The organism is Bacillus cereus group sp. MYBK79-1 (assembly GCF_051915365.1).
Classification (GTDB): domain Bacteria; phylum Bacillota; class Bacilli; order Bacillales; family Bacillaceae_G; genus Bacillus_A.
This window is the reverse complement of sequence record NZ_JBQAEO010000023.1, coordinates 1-16783: the sequence shown is the minus strand read 5'-3', so window position 1 is coordinate 16783 and position 16783 is coordinate 1. Positions and strand designations below refer to the sequence as shown.

Here is a 16783-nt window from a genome sequence, read left to right as displayed (position 1 = left end):
ACCCTTTAGTTTATGATTCGGAATCTTTCGTTTCTTGTTTTCTTGAAAAAGCTTTCTGCGCTTCTTGAATCTCAAGACGAATAGAAGACATTTCTTCATCTAATAAAAATGCTGCTTCCGCTGCACGTTGTAAGCGTATTTTTATATCTTCAGGAAAACGTCCACTATATTTATAATTTAAAGAATGCTCAATTGTTGCCCAAAAATTCATTGCTAACGTGCGTATTTGGATTTCTACCAATACTTTTTTTTCTCCCTGAATCGTTTGAACGGGGTAACTAATGACAACGTGATAAGAGCGATAGCCGCTATCTTTCTTTTGCGTGACATAATCACGTTCTTCCACGATTTCAAAGTCATTTCGTTTTCGAAGATATTCTACAACAGGCTTAATCTCATCAACAAATTGACACATCATTCGAAGGCCCGCGATGTCTTGCATATCTTCTCTCAGCCGATCTAGCGGTACATTTCTCTTCTCCGCTTTATCAATAATACTGGCAACCGACTTTACCCTTCCTGTTACAAACTCAATTGGAGAATGCTCTGTTAACATTGCAAATTGAGTACGCATTCCTTTTAGTTTCACTTTCAGCTCTGCCACCGCTTGATGGTAAGGTGCTAAAAATTCTTCCCAATTTCGATTCATTTCAACCACCACCAAAATCAATCCATTTGCTTATAGAAATACTTTTTCTACAGCAGTTACTAGTTCTTCTCCGTAATTTGCATTACCTTCAATATTTTCAACTAAATATTCTACTTCTTCTTTTAAATTTTCTAATTCCATTTCAACGTCATTCACACGAACGAACATTACTATATCGTTATTCATCGCTTCATGCATTGCTTCCCAACATGTGTGTGGAATACTTACATAAATGAAAGATGATTCGTTTTCTAAAATATATAAAAATGATAAATTGTCTGAGTCTACAAGTACGTGATTACGCGCACTTAACTCCTTTACCTCTATTTCATTATTTTCCGCACAAAAAATAAGCGCATTCTCTCTCTTTTCTACGCTCTTAACTTGAATTTTATTTTGCATGCTCTAACTCCTCCATCTCAACTTCCTGTCTTACTTAACAGTATTATTGTATCATAACATGGACGCAAACAAATAAAACATTGAACCAAATTTATGAAAAAGCGATAATGTGTAAAGAATTATTTTTTAAAAGGAGCACGCATACAATGACACAAGAAATTGAAATTGAATTTAAAAATATTGTTACAGAAGAAGAATTCGATACATTATGTAAATCATTCTCTATTGAGGTATTTACGAAACAGGTGAATCACTACTTTGAAACACAAGGCTTCTCGTTAAAAGAAGCTGGCTCTGCACTTCGTATTCGTCATAAAGGAGAAACTTATACATTAACATTGAAACAACCTGCAGAAGTCGGCTTGTTAGAAACGCATCAAGTCATAACAGAAGAAGAAGCAAGAATGATGATGGAAACAAACGTAATCATTCCAGGGGCTGTAATGGATCAACTACACAAATTACAAATTCCTGTTTCCACTTTAACTTATATGGGTAGTTTAACAACTGAAAGAGCCGAAACACTATTTGAAGGCGGAACGCTTGTCTTTGATCATAGTTTCTATTACAATCACGATGATTATGAAATTGAATTTGAAGTGCAAGATGAAGAAACAGGAAAAGCTGCATTTATTCATTTATTAAAACAGCACGACATACCAATCCGTCATACAAATAATAAAGTAAAACGCTTTTTCCTTGCCAAACAAAACAAAGCACGCTAAAGTGAAAATTCCACTAGTGAATACGTTCTACTAGTGGATATATCTCACTTTTTAAAAGGAAAAGATTCTTTTACATTTGAAAAATAAGCAAAGAACGTTATGAAGGCTGTTTATTTGCCCTCTAGAACATTCCATTGCTACAATAGATATACATTTCATGGAAAAAGGAGTTTATAAAGGATGAGCAAGCAACCGATGACACCATTTGAAGCAATTGGCGGTGAACAATGCATTGCAATATTAGTAGACACGTTTTATTCCTATGTCAGTAAACACCCTGACCTATCTCCCATCTTCCCGGATGATTTAACAGAAACCGCTAGGAAGCAGAAACAATTTTTAACGCAATATTTAGGTGGTCCTAATTTGTACACTGAAGAACATGGTCATCCTATGTTAAGAGCACGCCATCTTCCGTTTGAGATTACTCCAAAACGAGCAGAGGCTTGGCTATCATGTATGGAGCAAGCAATGGATGACACAGGAGTGCACGGTCATATAAGAGAGTTCGTTTTTGAACGTTTAGCATTAACTGCTCAGCATATGGTTAATACTCCAAACGAAACAGGTGAAGTGTAATGGATAAGCAGGAAGCAAAGCATATAAATATGCCATCTCCTTCCGCATGTGAGCATAAGTCTGTAGAAGCATATTTATTTATTGATCCACTTTGTAAAGATTGCTGGGAAATTGAGCCCTTTATTATTAAACTATGGCTTGAATACGGGAAATACTTCTCTATTCGTCATATCGTAACAGGAAAAGTGGACGGAACGAACGCTTCCTCACACAAATGGAATAAACCTGCTAATATTCGATTTGTGTGGGAAAAGACAACAAGTTTACAAGGTTTTTCATGTGATGGAAAGGTACATATGCAAGAGGCATCGTCAACACCATATTTAGTTTCGATGGCAATTAAGGCAGCCGAGTTACAGGGCCGAAAAGCAGGTTCGAAGTTTTTGCGAAAACTCCAAGAATACATTTTCCTTGAAAATGTATCCAACCCTGACTGCGAATTATTACTTGCATGTGCAAGAGATAGCGATATTGATGTAGAAGAATTTAAAAAAGACCTACATTCCGCTAGCGCAAAAAAAGCTTTCCAATGTGATTTAAAATTTACAAATGAGATGCATATTACAGAAATACCTTCTCTCGTATTCTTTCATGCGAATTCAGATGAAGAAGGTATTAAAATCGCTGGAACTTATTCCTATGACGTATACGTACAATTATTAAAAGAACTTGTAAAATGTGAAATCGAGCCAGAACCATTACCACCTTTAGAAGTGTTACTAGAAGCAACGCAATTTATATCTTCAAAAGAAGTAGCATTTATATATGACTGCTCGCAACAAGAGATCGAGCGTGAACTGAAAAAATTACAACTGAAACGAAAAGTACAAATGATTGACGTAAAATGTGAGCGTTATTGGAAATGGATAGCAAAAGAAAAAGACCTGGTGTAAAACACCAGGTCTTTTTCTTTACGGCTTATAAAAATATTAAAGGGGATGGGAGAAATTTTCACGTTCAAACAAAGGGGTATATGTTTGTATGTGAATTCGTTCACGCTTATTATATTACAAGATTCGACGTCAGATGACAACCCCTTTTGTCGAATTTCACACTTTTGTCACATTCTAAACGTTTTCATTTCTGAATAAGCTATAAAAAAGCTATTTTGGAGGTGTTCTGTATGAAAAAAACGTATATTTTACTTATCTTACTAGCTGTCATCGTTTCTTTTTTCTTGTACATCCTCTCTCTACTACAAGCTTTTCCTAAAATTATTGCCTTCCCTCTTTTATTTGGAGTCATTGTCATCGCTCTCTCTTATTTCAACCATAAAAAACGATTTAAAGGGTTTTAATTAAAAAAATCACCTGTAAAACTGCCTTCTAATTTAGAAAAAAGAAAGAAATTCACCTTATTCTTTCGACAAATATCGACAAAAATATTTAAAACAAAAAAGACGAGGTAAATCCCTCGTCTTTACTATTACTTCTCTTCAAATAATAATGCTTCTAATTCATTTAATTTCTCTTCAAATACTTGCAATGCTTCTTTTACCGGTTCTGGAGATGCCATATCTACTCCTGCTTTTTTCAACACTTCAATTGGATAATCTGAGCTTCCTGCTTTTAAGAACTCATTAATGTAACGTTCTACTGCTGGTTGCCCCTCTTCTAAAATTTGTTTAGATAAAGCCGTTGCTGCACTAAATCCTGTTGCGTATTGGTATACGTAATAGTTGTAGTAGAAGTGCGGAATACGAGACCACTCTAAACCAATTTCTTCATCGATTACTAAAGCATCACCGAAATATTTCTTATTTAAATCATAGTAGATCTCCGTTAACATGTCTGGCGTAACTGCATGTCCCTCTTGTACTTTCTTATGAATAATATGCTCAAACTCTGCGAACATCGTTTGACGGAATACAGTACCACGGAATCCTTCTAAATAATGATTTAATAAGTATAGACGCTCTTTCTTATCTTCTGTCGTTTTTAATAAATAATCATTTAGAAGCGCTTCATTACAAGTTGATGCTACTTCCGCAACGAAGATTGAATAGTCACCGTATACGTGCGGCTGCGTTTTTCTTGTGTAGTAGCTATGCACCGAATGACCAAACTCATGAGCAAGTGTAAATAAATTATTTACATTATCATGCCAGTTCATTAAAATATACGGATTTGTTCCATATGCACCAGATGAATATGCTCCGCTTCGTTTTCCTTTATTCTCATACACATCTACCCAGCGGTTTTCATATGCTTCTTTTAAAATATCAACATACTCATCACCAAGTACGTTTAAAGACTTTAATAACATGTCTTGTGCTTCTTCATACTTCACATTCATTTTCACTTCTGGTACAAGTGGTGTATATAAATCATACATATGAAGCTCGTCAAGCCCTAGTGCACGCTTACGAATATCAATGTAACGATGTAGCAAGTGTAAATTATCATTTACAGATTCAATAAGTTGATCATACACCGCTTCAGGAATATTATTATTACTTAATGCAGCTTGACGTGCAGAATCGTATTTGCGAACGCGCGCATTGAAATTATTACGCTTCACAGCTCCGCTTAACGTACTTGCAAATGTGTTCTTATATTTTCCGTACGTTTCATATACAGCTTTGAACGCATCTTCGCGTACACGACGATCATCACTTTCTAAAAACTGAATGTAACGACCATGTGTAATTTCTGTTTCTTCTCCATCCTCACCTTTAATAGATGGGAATTTTAAATCCGCATTATTCAACATACCAAATGTATTACTTGACGCACTCATTACTTCAGATGCTTCTGCTAATAGTGCCTCTTCCGCTTCGGATAATACGTGCGGGCGTTGACGCGTAATTTCTTCTAACGCATGTTCATATACACTTAAGTCTCTATTTTCTTTCAAGAATGTTTGCATTGTATCTTCTGAAATCGATAAAATTTCAGGCACAATATATGCCGTGCTACTAGATACTTGTGAATATAAATTTGTCGCGCGATCATTTAACGCTTGATACACAGAGTTTGTTGTATCTTGATCGTAACGCATATGTGCATATGTATATAGCTTACCTAATCGCATTGAAATTTCATCTTCATATTGCAATGCTTCAAGTAAATTGTTCGCTGAGTCACCAAGTTTCCCTTTAAATTCAGTTAACTTCGGTAATAGCTCTTTAATAGCTTGGAATTCTTTTTCCCATTCTGCATCTGTTTGGAAAATATCTTCTAATCGCCACGTACTTGATTCTTCAATCTCGTTGCGATTCGGTAATGTTTTTGCTGTGTTTTGTTCAGACATCCTTTAAGCCCTCCTTTAAATATCTCTACTTACATACAATTCGATTTTTCTTATGTAATTCCTTCACGATCAGTCTTTATTATATCCCCTTTTCCTTCTCTCATGTTGTACTTTGCCTCAAATAAAGATAAGGCATACGCTAAGCAAATTTCATCATATTTTATAACTTCCTCTTCAGTTTTCAACATAGCTATCCCCCTTATTTTCCGGTACTTATAAGTCCCTACTTTACGTAATACACCTGCATAACATAAAAATGTCATATATTCAGTAACTGCCACTTTCCATATATGCTGTGAAAAGTACGGGAGCATACGCCTTTTCGTATACGTTTTCACATAACTACATACATATTGAAGGGAAATACAATCGCCTACCGCAAGCTCGCCTATACACTTCATATATAGAAAAGCTTGCCATATAAATGGATTTGTTTGAAAAGCAAATGAGGACGGGAGCGGCACACCAATTTCAGAAGGGAAATTTGCTGGGGTACATTTACATTGATATAAGAGGCGTAATAGTGACTTATGATTATAATTCCAAATAGGCAAAGCATTTTTTCGAAAATAATCCTTTCGCTGCTTCCATTCTCGGTCTAATGTTTCTTTTTGGAAAGTGACAGGAGAAAAGAGCATTTCAAAAGTAGTCGTTTCAGTTGGTAAATATATAATATGTGAGAAAGAGACGCTTGTAGAAAATGAAGTGAGAAACGCGCATTTCATAAATGATTTTTGTTTCGAACAGAAGAAAATAAGAAGTGGCTGAGGATAAGATTGTAAGGAGAAAGCCATAAGGGAGGAGAATTTCATCCAATATGCAGAGTGCTTTTTCAATTGATTTCCGCCAATAATCCAAATGACCTGTATACCAGCTCGCCAATACGAATAGGTTCGTTTGTACAGCTGTTCTATAGAGAGATTCGCGCACTGGTATTCAATCGCAATCGTTCTCCCTTCTCTCTCTATGAAAATATCTGGTCGTTGCTGAATCTCTGGCAGATAATGCTCTATATCTACATGAAAGTTTTGACGTTTTAGCCATCTATATAACAATTCTTTACCGTGCATATGATACATCGATTCTGCTTCATAAAAGGCAAGGCACGTATCCATTCTCTTATGAGCAAAATGCCAGCTTTTTTGTTTCCCCAATTTCATTTGCACTTCCTTCCCGCAAGCTATGCAAAAGAAACTTTCCCTTTTACGCATACGGTGTAAAAGCTCTTCATCATGATGATAGAGTAGATGAATTTTTTCTCCGTTTTCTCTTTTGGCGATAAACATCGGAATCACACCCTTTCAGCTCCTTATATTCTACAATTTATTACAAATTCCTTTTAAAAAAGAGATGTCCCAATTTCGGACATCTCTTTTTATAATAAAGGTGATAATAATCGATACGTCGATTCAACAATTCGTCTATGAAGACGCCTTTTATGAAAACGATCAACATGAATTTCACTTGATTCTTCTATATCCTCTTTATAATCTTGAACAAGTTTTCGAATGCTGTCTGTATCATATAAAAAGGCATTTACTTCAAAGTTCAAATGAAAACTTCTCATATCCATATTAGCAGTCCCTATTGAAGCTAAATCAGAATCGACAATGACAACTTTACTATGGAGAAAACCTTTTTCGTATTCATATATCTTTACCCCTGCATCTAAAAGCTCTGGGAAGTACGATCTCGATGCGTAAAAGACAGTGCGCTTATCAGGCTTACTCGGCATTAACAAACGGACATCAATACCAGCAAGCGCAGCTACCTTTAATGCGGATAAAATATCATCATCAGGAATGAAATACGGCGTCGCAATCCAAATGGATTTCCGCGCAGAAGCAATCATGGCAAAATATAAATGTTTAATTGTTTCCCATTTATTATCTGGTCCACCTGCAACGAGCTGTACGCCTCCCCAATGATCACCCTCAACTGCTTTCGCTTGTAAATATTCAGGGGCCAGCACAGCCTCACCAGTCATATAAAACCAATCTTGAAGGAAAATAAGTTGTAAGCTTTGAACAGCTTCACCACGCAAATATAAATGCGTGTCTCGCCAAAAGCCGAAATACTTATCCTTCCCTAAATATTCATCACCAATATTTAATCCACCTACAAATCCTTCATTTCCATCAATAATAACGATTTTTCGATGGTTTCGATAATTAATCTTATCGTTTAAAATCGGAAAGCGAACAGGAAAGAACGGAATCATTTCGACACCTGCATCGTTTAATTCTTCAATATACGAATTTGATAATCTAAAACTTCCAACCGCATCATATAAAAAACGAACGACTACGCCTTCTTTTGATTTTTGTATTAAAATATCTTTAATTTCGGTTCCAAGCTTATCATCACGTACAATGTAATATTCCATATGAATGTGATGTTTCGCTCGTTTTAATCCATCTAAAATGGCCTGAAACGTTTCATCTCCATTTGTTAATGTTCTCGTTTCAGTTTGAAATGAAATATTTAAAGCGCCTAAACGATCCGCTAAACGAAATAACAGCTCTTGATGCTTATGATTGCGCAAAATCCGTTCCTCGTAATCTTCATGCCCCTTATATTGTAAAAACGCTTGTTCATCGAGTAACGCCTTCTTTTGGAACATTCTCTTCCTCCGAAAGTTCTGTCCGAATAATAAATAAGCGAAGAATCCAAATACCGGAAAAATACCTAACACAATGAGCCATGTAAGTGTTTTAGACGGATGACGGTTCTCTAGGAAAATCACGCAGCCAATTAAAAATGCAGATACCGTAAATAAAATACTAATGATACCTAAAATCGAAACATCTTTTATCCCGATTACATCCGAATAAAATGCTACGTCAATAAACATACGTAACGAAACAAATAATGCGAACAATAATAAAACAAAGAAAATCAACTTTAACGTATTTTTCATCTCTTACCTCCTTACTAAGAAAGCTTTCCTATTCTTCATATAAAAAGCCGATTTCATACTACAGAAATCGGCCTACGTTTTAGCAGGAAAATTATTGCGAATTGTTTCAAGCGCATGCTCTTTCACAATTTGTTTTCCATACTCACTTACACGATGAATTGTTAAAGTTGATTCTTCTCCGTATTCTAAAACTATACTTAAAATACGATCAATTTCTTCTTCATCATGTAGCACTTCATCGAATTCCACATATACATAATAGCGGTTCTCAAATGAATACAGCTCATCTTTTATATCTTCAAAGATAAGACGGTGGCTTAATGAAATGACATCTTCAAAATCATTAAACTTAATTAAAAAGCCAAACGTACCATCTTCGTTAAAGTTTGTTCCTGCTTGTTCCTCTACCTCTTCCACTAATTCTTGCTGGAACAATGATTCAATGCCTTCATCTAGAGGAATGTCTATAATTTTATCTACACCTATTGGTAGTTCTAGCTTTTGTCCATCCTTTGAAAGCTCTGCTTTCGTTACAAGTACTTCAATCCCTTTATCGACTGCTTGCACTTGAATCCATAACGGTCCATCAATAAAGAAATCATCATGATCACGAGCTTCGTCCATCATCTCCCAAAAGAGCTCTTCACTTCGTTCGCGGTCATACCAAATTTCCTCACGATTAAACCCTCTGTCCTCTATATCAATGTACGTAATAAAAAATTTCATCGTATGGTCATTAATTCTTTCAATATCCAAAATACAACTCTCCCTTCCTGCTTAGAATTGTTATGAAGGGATTCCCCACTCATATGACAAATCAATAGATTCTTGTACTCTCATTTTATGATAAGATTCTCCAGAATGGAAATAAAATCGATTTATTTTACAAAAATAGTTATATGCCTATCTTCATTCGACCACCTACACAAATATATCATTATAGCGATTTCTCACTCATGAAAAATTTGGACATACATTTCCACCTTCCCCCGTACACTGTAATAAAGTGAAACTTTTATTAGAGAAGATTATGTAGTCTCTCTCTTCACCACATACATATAGTTGGCTTATTAAAACATCATAAATGGAGGCAGACGAATGGACTTAGAGTTTTTAACATCTGTACTAATGATTGTCGGTATCGATGTTGTATTAGGTGGTGACAACGCAATTGTCATCGCACTAGCTAGTCGAAATTTACCTGAACCGAAACGAAATAAAGCCATTTTGATTGGTACTCTTTTAGCAATCGTGTTAAGAATTTTACTTACTATACTAGCTGTCTATTTACTCGACGTTCCATTTCTACAGCTTATCGGCGGCGTTTTACTCACATTAATTGCAGTAAATTTACTAACTGATAATAGCAACGATCTTTCTGCTATTCAGGGGAAAACAACTTTATTTCAAGCTGTGCGTACAATTGTATTCGCGGATCTCGTTATGGGGTTTGACAACGTTATTGCCATTGCAGGTGCAGCTCACGGAAGATTTTTACTCGTAATAATCGGCTTACTCATTTCTATCCCGATTATTATTTGGGGCAGCAAACTTATTTTAATACTGATGGAACGCTTTCCATTCCTCATTTATTGCGGAGCAGCGATTCTCGCCTATACAGCAGGAAAAATGGTTACACATGAAGACAGGCTTGCAACCTTCTTTCATAACAATCCAAGTTTCACTGCAAGCATTCCTTTTTTATTCATTTTCACTGTTCTATGCATCGGTATTATCGTTAAGCAAGTTCGATTACAAAATTTGAAACATTAAAAAAAACCTTCTACTATATAATAGGTAGAAGGTTTTCATATTATTATAATTAATTTACAAGACGCTGTGCTTCACGTAATTGGAACGTTCTTACTGTACGTGGTAAGAAACGGCGGATTTCATCTTCATTGTAACCTACTTGAAGGCGTTTCTCGTCAATCATAATTGGACGACGTAAAATCCCTGGATAGTCACGAATCATCTTATATAAATCTTGAAGTGGTAAAGACTCTAAGTTTACATTTAATTCTTGGAAAACTTTCGAACGAGTAGAAATAATCTCATCCGTTCCGCTTTCTGTCATACGTAAAATCTCTTTAATTTCCTCAATCGTTAATGGATCTGAGAAAATATTACGTTCTGTATAAGGAATATGATTTTCCTCTAGCCATAATTTCGCCTTTCTACAAGACGTACAGCTTGGAGAACTATATAATGTTACCATACAAAGCTCACTCTCCTTAAAGAGTACAAATTCTGTACTAATTACAGTTTAAATTTCTAAATTCAGCAATTTTTTGCGATACCTTGTCTTAAAACAAAGTGCAAAAATCGCATTTCATGTAAGCAACAACATTTAGCAAACAACAATTACTTTTAATAAGTAACTTCTATAATCATTATACAATAGATTTTGCAAGAAATATACAGTAAATTTCCTTCTAATTGAGAAAACTCTTCCGTGTATGCCACTGCTATGTAACATGATCACACTCACTTTAGCTGTTCTTTAACAATAACCTCCAACCCTCTTAACGCTTGCTTTTCATAGATTATTCATATGATATATAGTTATTTCTCCAGAATCTTTCCTATAAAAAAGAGAACGTTTTCTTACCTTTTCTTGATAAATTAATTAAGAAATGTAAGACTATACAAGTGAGAATAAAAAGGAACATTCGTTCTTATTTTAACAAACATTCTCATTCATGTCTATGCGATTTCTAAAATAAATCAATTATTTTTCTGACATTTCTTTCTTTTTTACCTTTTATCTCATACAATAAAAATACAGACAGGCAAAGGGGGAATTTGCAAATGATTGCTTTCTTTATTGATTTTGTCACGGTTGCTGCCCTCATCATCGGAATAACAGCATTGATTGGTGTCATTACAAATAGCATTGGTGAAAAACTCTTTGGTGGAAAAGAAAAGATGAAGTTTGTTAATAAAAGTTTGGATGTACAATCCGGCTGGAACGAAGTCGGCGGGAAAGGTATTTATAAGAAACGTACGTATTAAAAAAAGCAGGTAATCACCTGCTTTTTTCTTATTTCTCTACTGACGCCCATTTAAAGCTTAAATCGCCCCCATATTTATGGTTGTACATATTTTTAATTGATTCTCTTTGTATATATGCTCTACCACGTTGATATACTGGAACAATCGCAGCGTCATCAAGTAACATTTTCTCTGCTTCTAGTAAGTTTTTCCAACGAGCATTTACATCGCTTCCATCTTTCTTCGCTTTCATGATAATTTCATCATATTTTGGATTAGAGTATTTCATTTTATTTTGTGATCCGTCCGTTACGAACATATCAAGGTATGTAACTGGATCTGGGAAGTCTGCACTCCATCCAGAGAATGACATCACATAATCGCCCGCATCTTCTAGTTTTAGTTTTTGCGCAAATGGTTGCTGTTTAATTTTCACTGTTAAACCTGGTAAATTCTTTTCTAATTCACCTTTTAAATATTCACCTGTTTTCTTCGATAATTCAACGTCTTCATTTAATAGCTCTAATTCGATTTCATTTTTACCAAGTTCTTTTTTACCAGCTTCCCAATATTTCTTCGCTTCTTTCACGTTTGGTTTTACAATATCACCATTTACAGCACGGAAGTCTTTCTTATCTGGCCCTTTAATGAAGTTATCAGGAATTAATCCTGTTGCTGGCTTAGAACCGTTATTTAATAATGTATCAACGAACGGCTTACGTTCAAAAGCAAGTGAAATGGCTTTACGAATATTTTTATTTGCTAAAGCTGGATCTTTTTGATTTAAACGAAGGAAGAATACAGATGTATCTTCTACTGTTTGGAAATCTGGTTTTCCTTTATATTTATCGATAAACTCTGCTAATAACGTCGCTCGATCGACTGCGTTTGTTTCATATAAATTAATTGGCGTAGACGTATCTTTAACAATATTAAAGTTTACTTCCTCAATCTTCACTTCTTTATTGTCCCAATATGACGCGCTCTTTGTCATTTTAAAGCTACGTTCATGTTGCCAATCACTTAATGTAAATGGTCCGTTATAAAGTGTTGTATTCGCTTCCAAACCAAACTTCGTACCTTGCTCTTTTACAAACTTTTCACTCACAGGATAGAAGATTGGATATACCATTAAATCTACAAGGTACGGAATTGAATTGTCTAATTCCACTTCTAATGTATAGTCATCAATTGCTTTTACACCTAATTGATCCGGACTCATCTCTTTTTTATTAATTTTCTCTGCATTTTTTATATCATACATAATGTACGCTGATTTCGCAGCTGTATCTGGGTTAATCGCTCTTTGCCATGCGTATACGAAATCTTTCGCTGTCACAGGCTCACCATTTGACCATTTTGCGTCTTCACGTAATTTAAATGTATATTTTTTACCATCTTCTGACTTTTGAAATTCCTTCGCTACACCAGGAACTAGCTTATCATCTTTTCCTAAAGTGTATAAGCCTTCCATTGTATTAGTCATTACTCTTGAAGAAACTGCATCCGCTGATAACGCTGGGTCCATCGTTGGAATTTCTTGCGTTTCAATTAAGTTAATAACTTGCTTCGCACCGCTTTTCCCGCTATCCCCTTTTGCGTTCGCTTGCGGTTCATCTTTTTGGTAGCTACATGCCCCTAACATCATGCTCATCGCTACTGTTGATACTACAAAAACTGGCATCTTTTTTTTCATACTTCCACCCTCCACAAAAATGTTAGCCCTTTCATTTTCAAACAAATAGAAATATATATATGTTCTAACAATTCATATTATACACACAAATATATTTTTTGTATATTTATATTTCTATTTCATTAAAATTTTCTGTTAATAAATAAACCTTTGTAAACGTTTCATATTGCTGATTATCCTTACTAAAGTGTTGAAAAAGAGTATTTTTAAATTTTTCTAAATTATCAGAGAAAAACAAATTTTATATCTCATAATACTTTATGTATAATTATCCTTCTCTTTTTATCATAAAATAGCGCCCCCTTCATAATAAAGATATGTAGGCTAAAATGAGTGCAAAGGATAAGAAAGTATGTTACGATACACTTTGCTAAAAATAGATATCGGTAAAGAGGGGACGGACATGACAGCAATTCAGGCAAAAAACGGGCCGACAGAGAAATTAAGTTTATTCTTATTAACATGGCCTATTTTTCTAGAAGTTTTTCTATTTATGTTAATGGGGATCGCTGATACTTTCATGTTAAGTGCATTATCAGACGATGCTGTATCTGGGGTTGGTGCAGCAAATCAATATCTCCATATCGCTATTTTGGTACTAGAAGTCATCGGGAACGGCGCAGCTATCGTCGTATCTCAATACCTCGGTTCCAAACGTTTTATGGAAGCATCTAAAATATCAGCTTTAGCCGTTACATTAAATTTAGTGGTCGGACTCGTTATAAGCGCTGGTTTTCTTTTATTTTCAAAACATATGATGATGGCAATGAACTTACAAGGCGATGTACTCATGTATGCACAAAGCTATTTATCCATCGTCGGCGGAGCTATTTTCCTTCAAGCTATTATTAATTCATTAGCCGCAATTATCCGCGTACATGGCTTCACAAAGCAAGCGATGTTTATTTCACTTGGAATGAACATCATTCATATCGCTGGAAACTACGTACTTATTTTCGGGAAATTTGGTTTCCCAGAGCTCGGTGTACAAGGGGCTGCTATTTCTTCTGCTGTAAGCCGACTTATCGCACTTATCGTTTTCTTCTGGTTACTGTACCGCGTTATGGAATACCGTGTGAAATTACAATATTACTTCACCTTATCAAAAGAATACATCGGGAAAATTTTAAAGATCGGGATTCCATCTGCATTTGAGCAGGTTATGTATCAAGCTTGCCAAATTGTCTTCTTATACTATGCAACATATTTAGGAACGGAATCATTAGCGGCTAGACAATACGCTACGAACATTTCTATGTTTACTTATTTATTCGCTATTGCGATTGGTATGGGAACAGCCATTATTATCGGACGCCTCGTTGGCGGTGGTGAAAAAGATGAAGCGTATGAACGCGTATGGAAAAGTGTAAAGTGGGCAATTGGTGTCACTTTATGTATGGTCGCTATCGTTATTACATTCCGCACACAATTAATGGGACTATTTACAGATAATCCGCACATTATTGCGTTAGGTGCAAGCGTCCTTTTACTAAGTGTACTACTTGAAACAGGGCGTACGATGAACATCGTTATCATCAATTCACTTCGCGCAGCTGGCGATGCAAAGTACCCAGTTTTAATTGGCGCATTCTCTATGGTGTTAATGAGTTTACCACTCGGTTACTTTTTCGCCTTCCATTTAGATATGGGGCTCGTTGGTATTTGGTTGGCGATTGCTATTGATGAATGGACACGTGCCATCATTATGTTCTTCCGCTGGAAAAGTAGAGCGTGGGAGCGTTATGCACTCGTTAAACCTGAAGAACAAGAAGAAATTGTTTCTGTTCAGGCACAGTAATAATCCCTTAATCGAGATGCAGTCATTTGTAAATGAAATTTGCATTGAAGAAAAGCTGTTCCAACAAATTGTTGGAACAGCTTTTTTTAATTATACTTTTCAATTTCTATCTTCAATTCGTCAATATTTTTATTAGAAATCGTATCCGATATGGTATGATCCACTTGATTTTTTAAAATATATGTTTGGTTATCTTGTTTCTTTTTAACACTTAATCTCTCTTCGTCTACATGTAATAAGTTTGACTGTAAATACGCTATATCATTTTCATCAAACATTATGGAAAATGGTTCAATTGCGCCAAAGTAATGATTCATATTTTCATCTTTTTTCAAAAATAACATGTATTTCTTCCCAATCTCCGGCTTTATATAAAGAGGGTCTTCATTTACAACCTTACTATTCGAATCATCGATTTCAATTTGTTCTGCGTATCGATGATTAATTTTCATTCTATCTTGTAAGGGGTCTCCTTTTAAAACTTCTTTTACGTTAAAATTGTATAAATGCCCCTCTACATAATTCTCCTGATTTTCTTGACTAATGTCTTGTGGATTACGCGCCATATTCCAAGTTGAATCAAAGCCATCATAATTGCCTATTGCAACTACATCGGCTTCCTTAACCATGTCTTCTAATCTACTTGTGGATGGAAAATCTTTAGTTATTACAATTGTTTTATCTTCGACTTCTCCAAAATAAATACTATATCCCCCTATACATAAGAAAATTGAGAAAGGGACTGCCAACAAAATGAATTTCAATTTTTTATTCATTATAAATCCCTCCTTACTTTCACTTATAAATTGCATTTACACCATTCACATCATCTTTTTGAGGAACGTACATTTTGGTACGATTTCTATCACTATTCATAATAGATGCCCCTGTATTATGATCGAGTCCTAATGCATGTCCTAGTTCATGAACAGCCGTACTTTTAGCGACATTTGATTTTGTGATATTTGTATTACCTGCATTAATGTCTCCAGAAAACTTCGTAACAATTTTATTATTTAGTTGAACAATCATTCTTCCATAATATGTGGATGAGGATTCATGCCACGAATTTAATGTATGCACGGAAGATCCGTGATAAAAGAACTTGGCATTAGCTGCACTATTTTGCCAAGTTGAAATAGCATCCTGCCAACCACTCTTTATTACACTGCTTCCCGATAAACGGTCACCCCATTTAAAGCTTTGGTTTTTTGTCGATAATTTGTACCCTGTCTTTACATACGCATGTGACACATTAAAACTACTACCTACTATGAACACTATCCCAATAGCGACGAACATCGAAATAATTTTTTTCAACAAATTACTTCCTCCCCATTATTTTTAATGGATACTCGTTCTCTTTCATGATTCTATAAATCTTTTCGTTTACTATACAAAAACGCTTCTATTTCAAAAACACATCATGATGTATACCTACATATTAGTACTATCTCTTTCACCAATCAAAATAATAAAATAAGCTTCTCCTACTTAAAAAACACTTATTTTCTAGTCTCAAAATAGAAATAAACGTATGAAAAATTCTTTTTTATACGTTTAAATTAAATCACAACTATTGAAATAAACTAATTTAAAGCAAGTCTAGCCTGTCATTCCTTCTATCAATAAAAAAAGCCAATCTTCTGTTATGGAATGAACTGCACCCCAATTGTTAGACACAGTCTAACAATTGGGGGTGCAGTTTTTTTATGACAAAATTTACGAAGGATTCAAAGTTAACGCTCGTTCAAGGATTTAATCCAAA

The 16783-nt window shown here is 35.0% G+C and carries 17 protein-coding genes; 7 read left to right on the top strand and 10 right to left on the bottom strand.

Annotation, left to right across the window (positions count from 1 at the left end; genetic code table 11):
- Nucleotides 1–10 precede the first annotated feature (10 nt).
- Entirely contained in the window at nt 11–649 is a 639-nt protein-coding gene (locus tag ACTFOB_RS24000) for a GTP pyrophosphokinase (RefSeq protein WP_001081480.1), read from the bottom strand.
- 30 nt (nt 650–679) lie between these two features.
- The gene (locus ACTFOB_RS23995; RefSeq protein WP_001179996.1) at nt 680–1051 is read right to left on the bottom strand and encodes a hypothetical protein; all 372 of its coding nucleotides are present in this window, start codon (nt 1049–1051) and stop codon (nt 680–682) included.
- 146 nt (nt 1052–1197) lie between these two features.
- Between ACTFOB_RS23995 and ACTFOB_RS23990 the strand changes: the two genes are divergently transcribed.
- The 4 genes from ACTFOB_RS23990 to ACTFOB_RS23975 all read left to right on the top strand — a co-directional run bounded on the left by ACTFOB_RS23990 (nt 1198) and on the right by ACTFOB_RS23975 (nt 3652).
- Nucleotides 1198–1776: a CYTH domain-containing protein gene (locus tag ACTFOB_RS23990; protein WP_440029551.1), complete on the top strand. Its 579-nt coding sequence runs from the start codon at nt 1198–1200 to the stop codon at nt 1774–1776.
- A gap of 180 nt (nt 1777–1956) precedes the next feature.
- A complete protein-coding gene (locus ACTFOB_RS23985; protein ID WP_000043382.1) occupies nt 1957–2355 on the top strand; it encodes a globin domain-containing protein in 399 nt (132 codons plus the stop codon).
- Nucleotides 2355–3248 (top strand): ClpXP adapter SpxH family protein, encoded by an 894-nt coding sequence (locus tag ACTFOB_RS23980; RefSeq protein WP_000360654.1) that lies wholly within the window; start codon nt 2355–2357, stop codon nt 3246–3248. Before ACTFOB_RS23985 ends, ACTFOB_RS23980 begins: the two co-directional genes overlap by 1 nt.
- 230 nt (nt 3249–3478) lie before the next feature.
- The gene (locus tag ACTFOB_RS23975) at nt 3479–3652 is read left to right on the top strand and encodes a hypothetical protein (RefSeq protein ID WP_046957017.1); all 174 of its coding nucleotides are present in this window, start codon (nt 3479–3481) and stop codon (nt 3650–3652) included.
- 128 nt (nt 3653–3780) lie between these two features.
- Here ACTFOB_RS23975 and pepF read toward each other — a convergent pair whose 3' ends face one another.
- From pepF to mecA, 4 genes are all read right to left on the bottom strand, one after another.
- Nucleotides 3781–5607, bottom strand: a complete 1827-nt coding sequence (gene pepF, locus ACTFOB_RS23970; protein WP_440029553.1) for an oligoendopeptidase F — start codon at nt 5605–5607, stop codon at nt 3781–3783.
- 50 nt (nt 5608–5657) lie between these two features.
- Nucleotides 5658–6902 (bottom strand): competence protein CoiA, encoded by a 1245-nt coding sequence (locus ACTFOB_RS23965; protein ID WP_440029555.1) that lies wholly within the window; start codon nt 6900–6902, stop codon nt 5658–5660.
- A gap of 80 nt (nt 6903–6982) precedes the next feature.
- Entirely contained in the window at nt 6983–8527 is a 1545-nt protein-coding gene (locus tag ACTFOB_RS23960; protein WP_000799207.1) for a cardiolipin synthase, read from the bottom strand.
- A gap of 72 nt (nt 8528–8599) precedes the next feature.
- Complete coding sequence (mecA, locus tag ACTFOB_RS23955) at nt 8600–9283, bottom strand: adaptor protein MecA (protein WP_000350711.1); 684 nt, start codon at nt 9281–9283, stop codon at nt 8600–8602.
- A 342-nt stretch (nt 9284–9625) separates the two neighbouring features.
- Between mecA and ACTFOB_RS23950 the strand changes: the two genes are divergently transcribed.
- On the top strand, nt 9626–10300 hold the full coding sequence (locus tag ACTFOB_RS23950; RefSeq protein ID WP_440029557.1) for a TerC family protein: 675 nt from the start codon (nt 9626–9628) through the stop codon (nt 10298–10300).
- Between the two features lie 49 nt (nt 10301–10349).
- Here the strand turns inward: ACTFOB_RS23950 and spx are convergent, their stop codons facing one another.
- Complete coding sequence (gene spx, locus ACTFOB_RS23945) at nt 10350–10745, bottom strand: transcriptional regulator Spx (protein WP_000258267.1); 396 nt, start codon at nt 10743–10745, stop codon at nt 10350–10352.
- Nucleotides 10746–11338: 593 nt separating this feature from the next.
- Here spx and ACTFOB_RS23940 point away from each other — a divergent pair.
- On the top strand, nt 11339–11542 hold the full coding sequence (locus tag ACTFOB_RS23940) for a hypothetical protein (protein ID WP_000559976.1): 204 nt from the start codon (nt 11339–11341) through the stop codon (nt 11540–11542).
- 28 nt (nt 11543–11570) lie between these two features.
- Here the strand turns inward: ACTFOB_RS23940 and ACTFOB_RS23935 are convergent, their stop codons facing one another.
- Nucleotides 11571–13217 carry a peptide ABC transporter substrate-binding protein gene (locus ACTFOB_RS23935; protein WP_440029558.1) on the bottom strand — a complete coding sequence of 549 codons (1647 nt, stop codon included), beginning with the start codon at nt 13215–13217 and terminating at the stop codon, nt 11571–11573.
- Between the two features lie 352 nt (nt 13218–13569).
- Here ACTFOB_RS23935 and ACTFOB_RS23930 point away from each other — a divergent pair, with 352 nt between their 5' ends.
- Nucleotides 13570–15015 (top strand): MATE family efflux transporter, encoded by a 1446-nt coding sequence (locus ACTFOB_RS23930; RefSeq protein ID WP_440029560.1) that lies wholly within the window; start codon nt 13570–13572, stop codon nt 15013–15015.
- A gap of 86 nt (nt 15016–15101) precedes the next feature.
- On the opposite strand, the gene ACTFOB_RS23925 is transcribed toward ACTFOB_RS23930, so the two are convergent.
- Together ACTFOB_RS23925 and ACTFOB_RS23920 are read right to left on the bottom strand one after the other, a co-directional pair.
- On the bottom strand, nt 15102–15791 hold the full coding sequence (locus ACTFOB_RS23925; RefSeq protein WP_440029562.1) for a cardiolipin synthase: 690 nt from the start codon (nt 15789–15791) through the stop codon (nt 15102–15104).
- Nucleotides 15792–15810: 19 nt separating this feature from the next.
- A complete protein-coding gene (locus ACTFOB_RS23920) occupies nt 15811–16317 on the bottom strand; it encodes a matrixin family metalloprotease (RefSeq protein WP_440029563.1) in 507 nt (168 codons plus the stop codon).
- Nucleotides 16318–16783 lie beyond the last annotated feature (466 nt).

What these genes read in the sequence shown, in the direction of transcription:
- ACTFOB_RS23975 (WP_046957017.1), top strand. Translation starts at nt 3,479, where the DNA reads ATGAAAAAAACGTATATTTTACTTATCTTACTAGCTGTCATCGTTTCT.
- ACTFOB_RS23990 (WP_440029551.1), top strand. Translation starts at nt 1,198, where the DNA reads ATGACACAAGAAATTGAAATTGAATTTAAAAATATTGTTACAGAAGAA.
- ACTFOB_RS23985 (WP_000043382.1), top strand. Translation starts at nt 1,957, where the DNA reads ATGAGCAAGCAACCGATGACACCATTTGAAGCAATTGGCGGTGAACAA.
- ACTFOB_RS23930 (WP_440029560.1), top strand. Translation starts at nt 13,570, where the DNA reads ATGTTACGATACACTTTGCTAAAAATAGATATCGGTAAAGAGGGGACG.
- pepF (WP_440029553.1), bottom strand. Translation starts at nt 5,607, where the DNA reads ATGTCTGAACAAAACACAGCAAAAACATTACCGAATCGCAACGAGATT.
- spx (WP_000258267.1), bottom strand. Translation starts at nt 10,745, where the DNA reads ATGGTAACATTATATAGTTCTCCAAGCTGTACGTCTTGTAGAAAGGCG.
- ACTFOB_RS23995 (WP_001179996.1), bottom strand. Translation starts at nt 1,051, where the DNA reads ATGCAAAATAAAATTCAAGTTAAGAGCGTAGAAAAGAGAGAGAATGCG.
- ACTFOB_RS23960 (WP_000799207.1), bottom strand. Translation starts at nt 8,527, where the DNA reads ATGAAAAATACGTTAAAGTTGATTTTCTTTGTTTTATTATTGTTCGCA.
- ACTFOB_RS23950 (WP_440029557.1), top strand. Translation starts at nt 9,626, where the DNA reads ATGGACTTAGAGTTTTTAACATCTGTACTAATGATTGTCGGTATCGAT.
- ACTFOB_RS23940 (WP_000559976.1), top strand. Translation starts at nt 11,339, where the DNA reads ATGATTGCTTTCTTTATTGATTTTGTCACGGTTGCTGCCCTCATCATC.
- ACTFOB_RS24000 (WP_001081480.1), bottom strand. Translation starts at nt 649, where the DNA reads ATGAATCGAAATTGGGAAGAATTTTTAGCACCTTACCATCAAGCGGTG.
- ACTFOB_RS23920 (WP_440029563.1), bottom strand. Translation starts at nt 16,317, where the DNA reads ATGTTCGTCGCTATTGGGATAGTGTTCATAGTAGGTAGTAGTTTTAAT.
- ACTFOB_RS23980 (WP_000360654.1), top strand. Translation starts at nt 2,355, where the DNA reads ATGGATAAGCAGGAAGCAAAGCATATAAATATGCCATCTCCTTCCGCA.
- ACTFOB_RS23935 (WP_440029558.1), bottom strand. Translation starts at nt 13,217, where the DNA reads ATGAAAAAAAAGATGCCAGTTTTTGTAGTATCAACAGTAGCGATGAGC.
- ACTFOB_RS23925 (WP_440029562.1), bottom strand. Translation starts at nt 15,791, where the DNA reads ATGAATAAAAAATTGAAATTCATTTTGTTGGCAGTCCCTTTCTCAATT.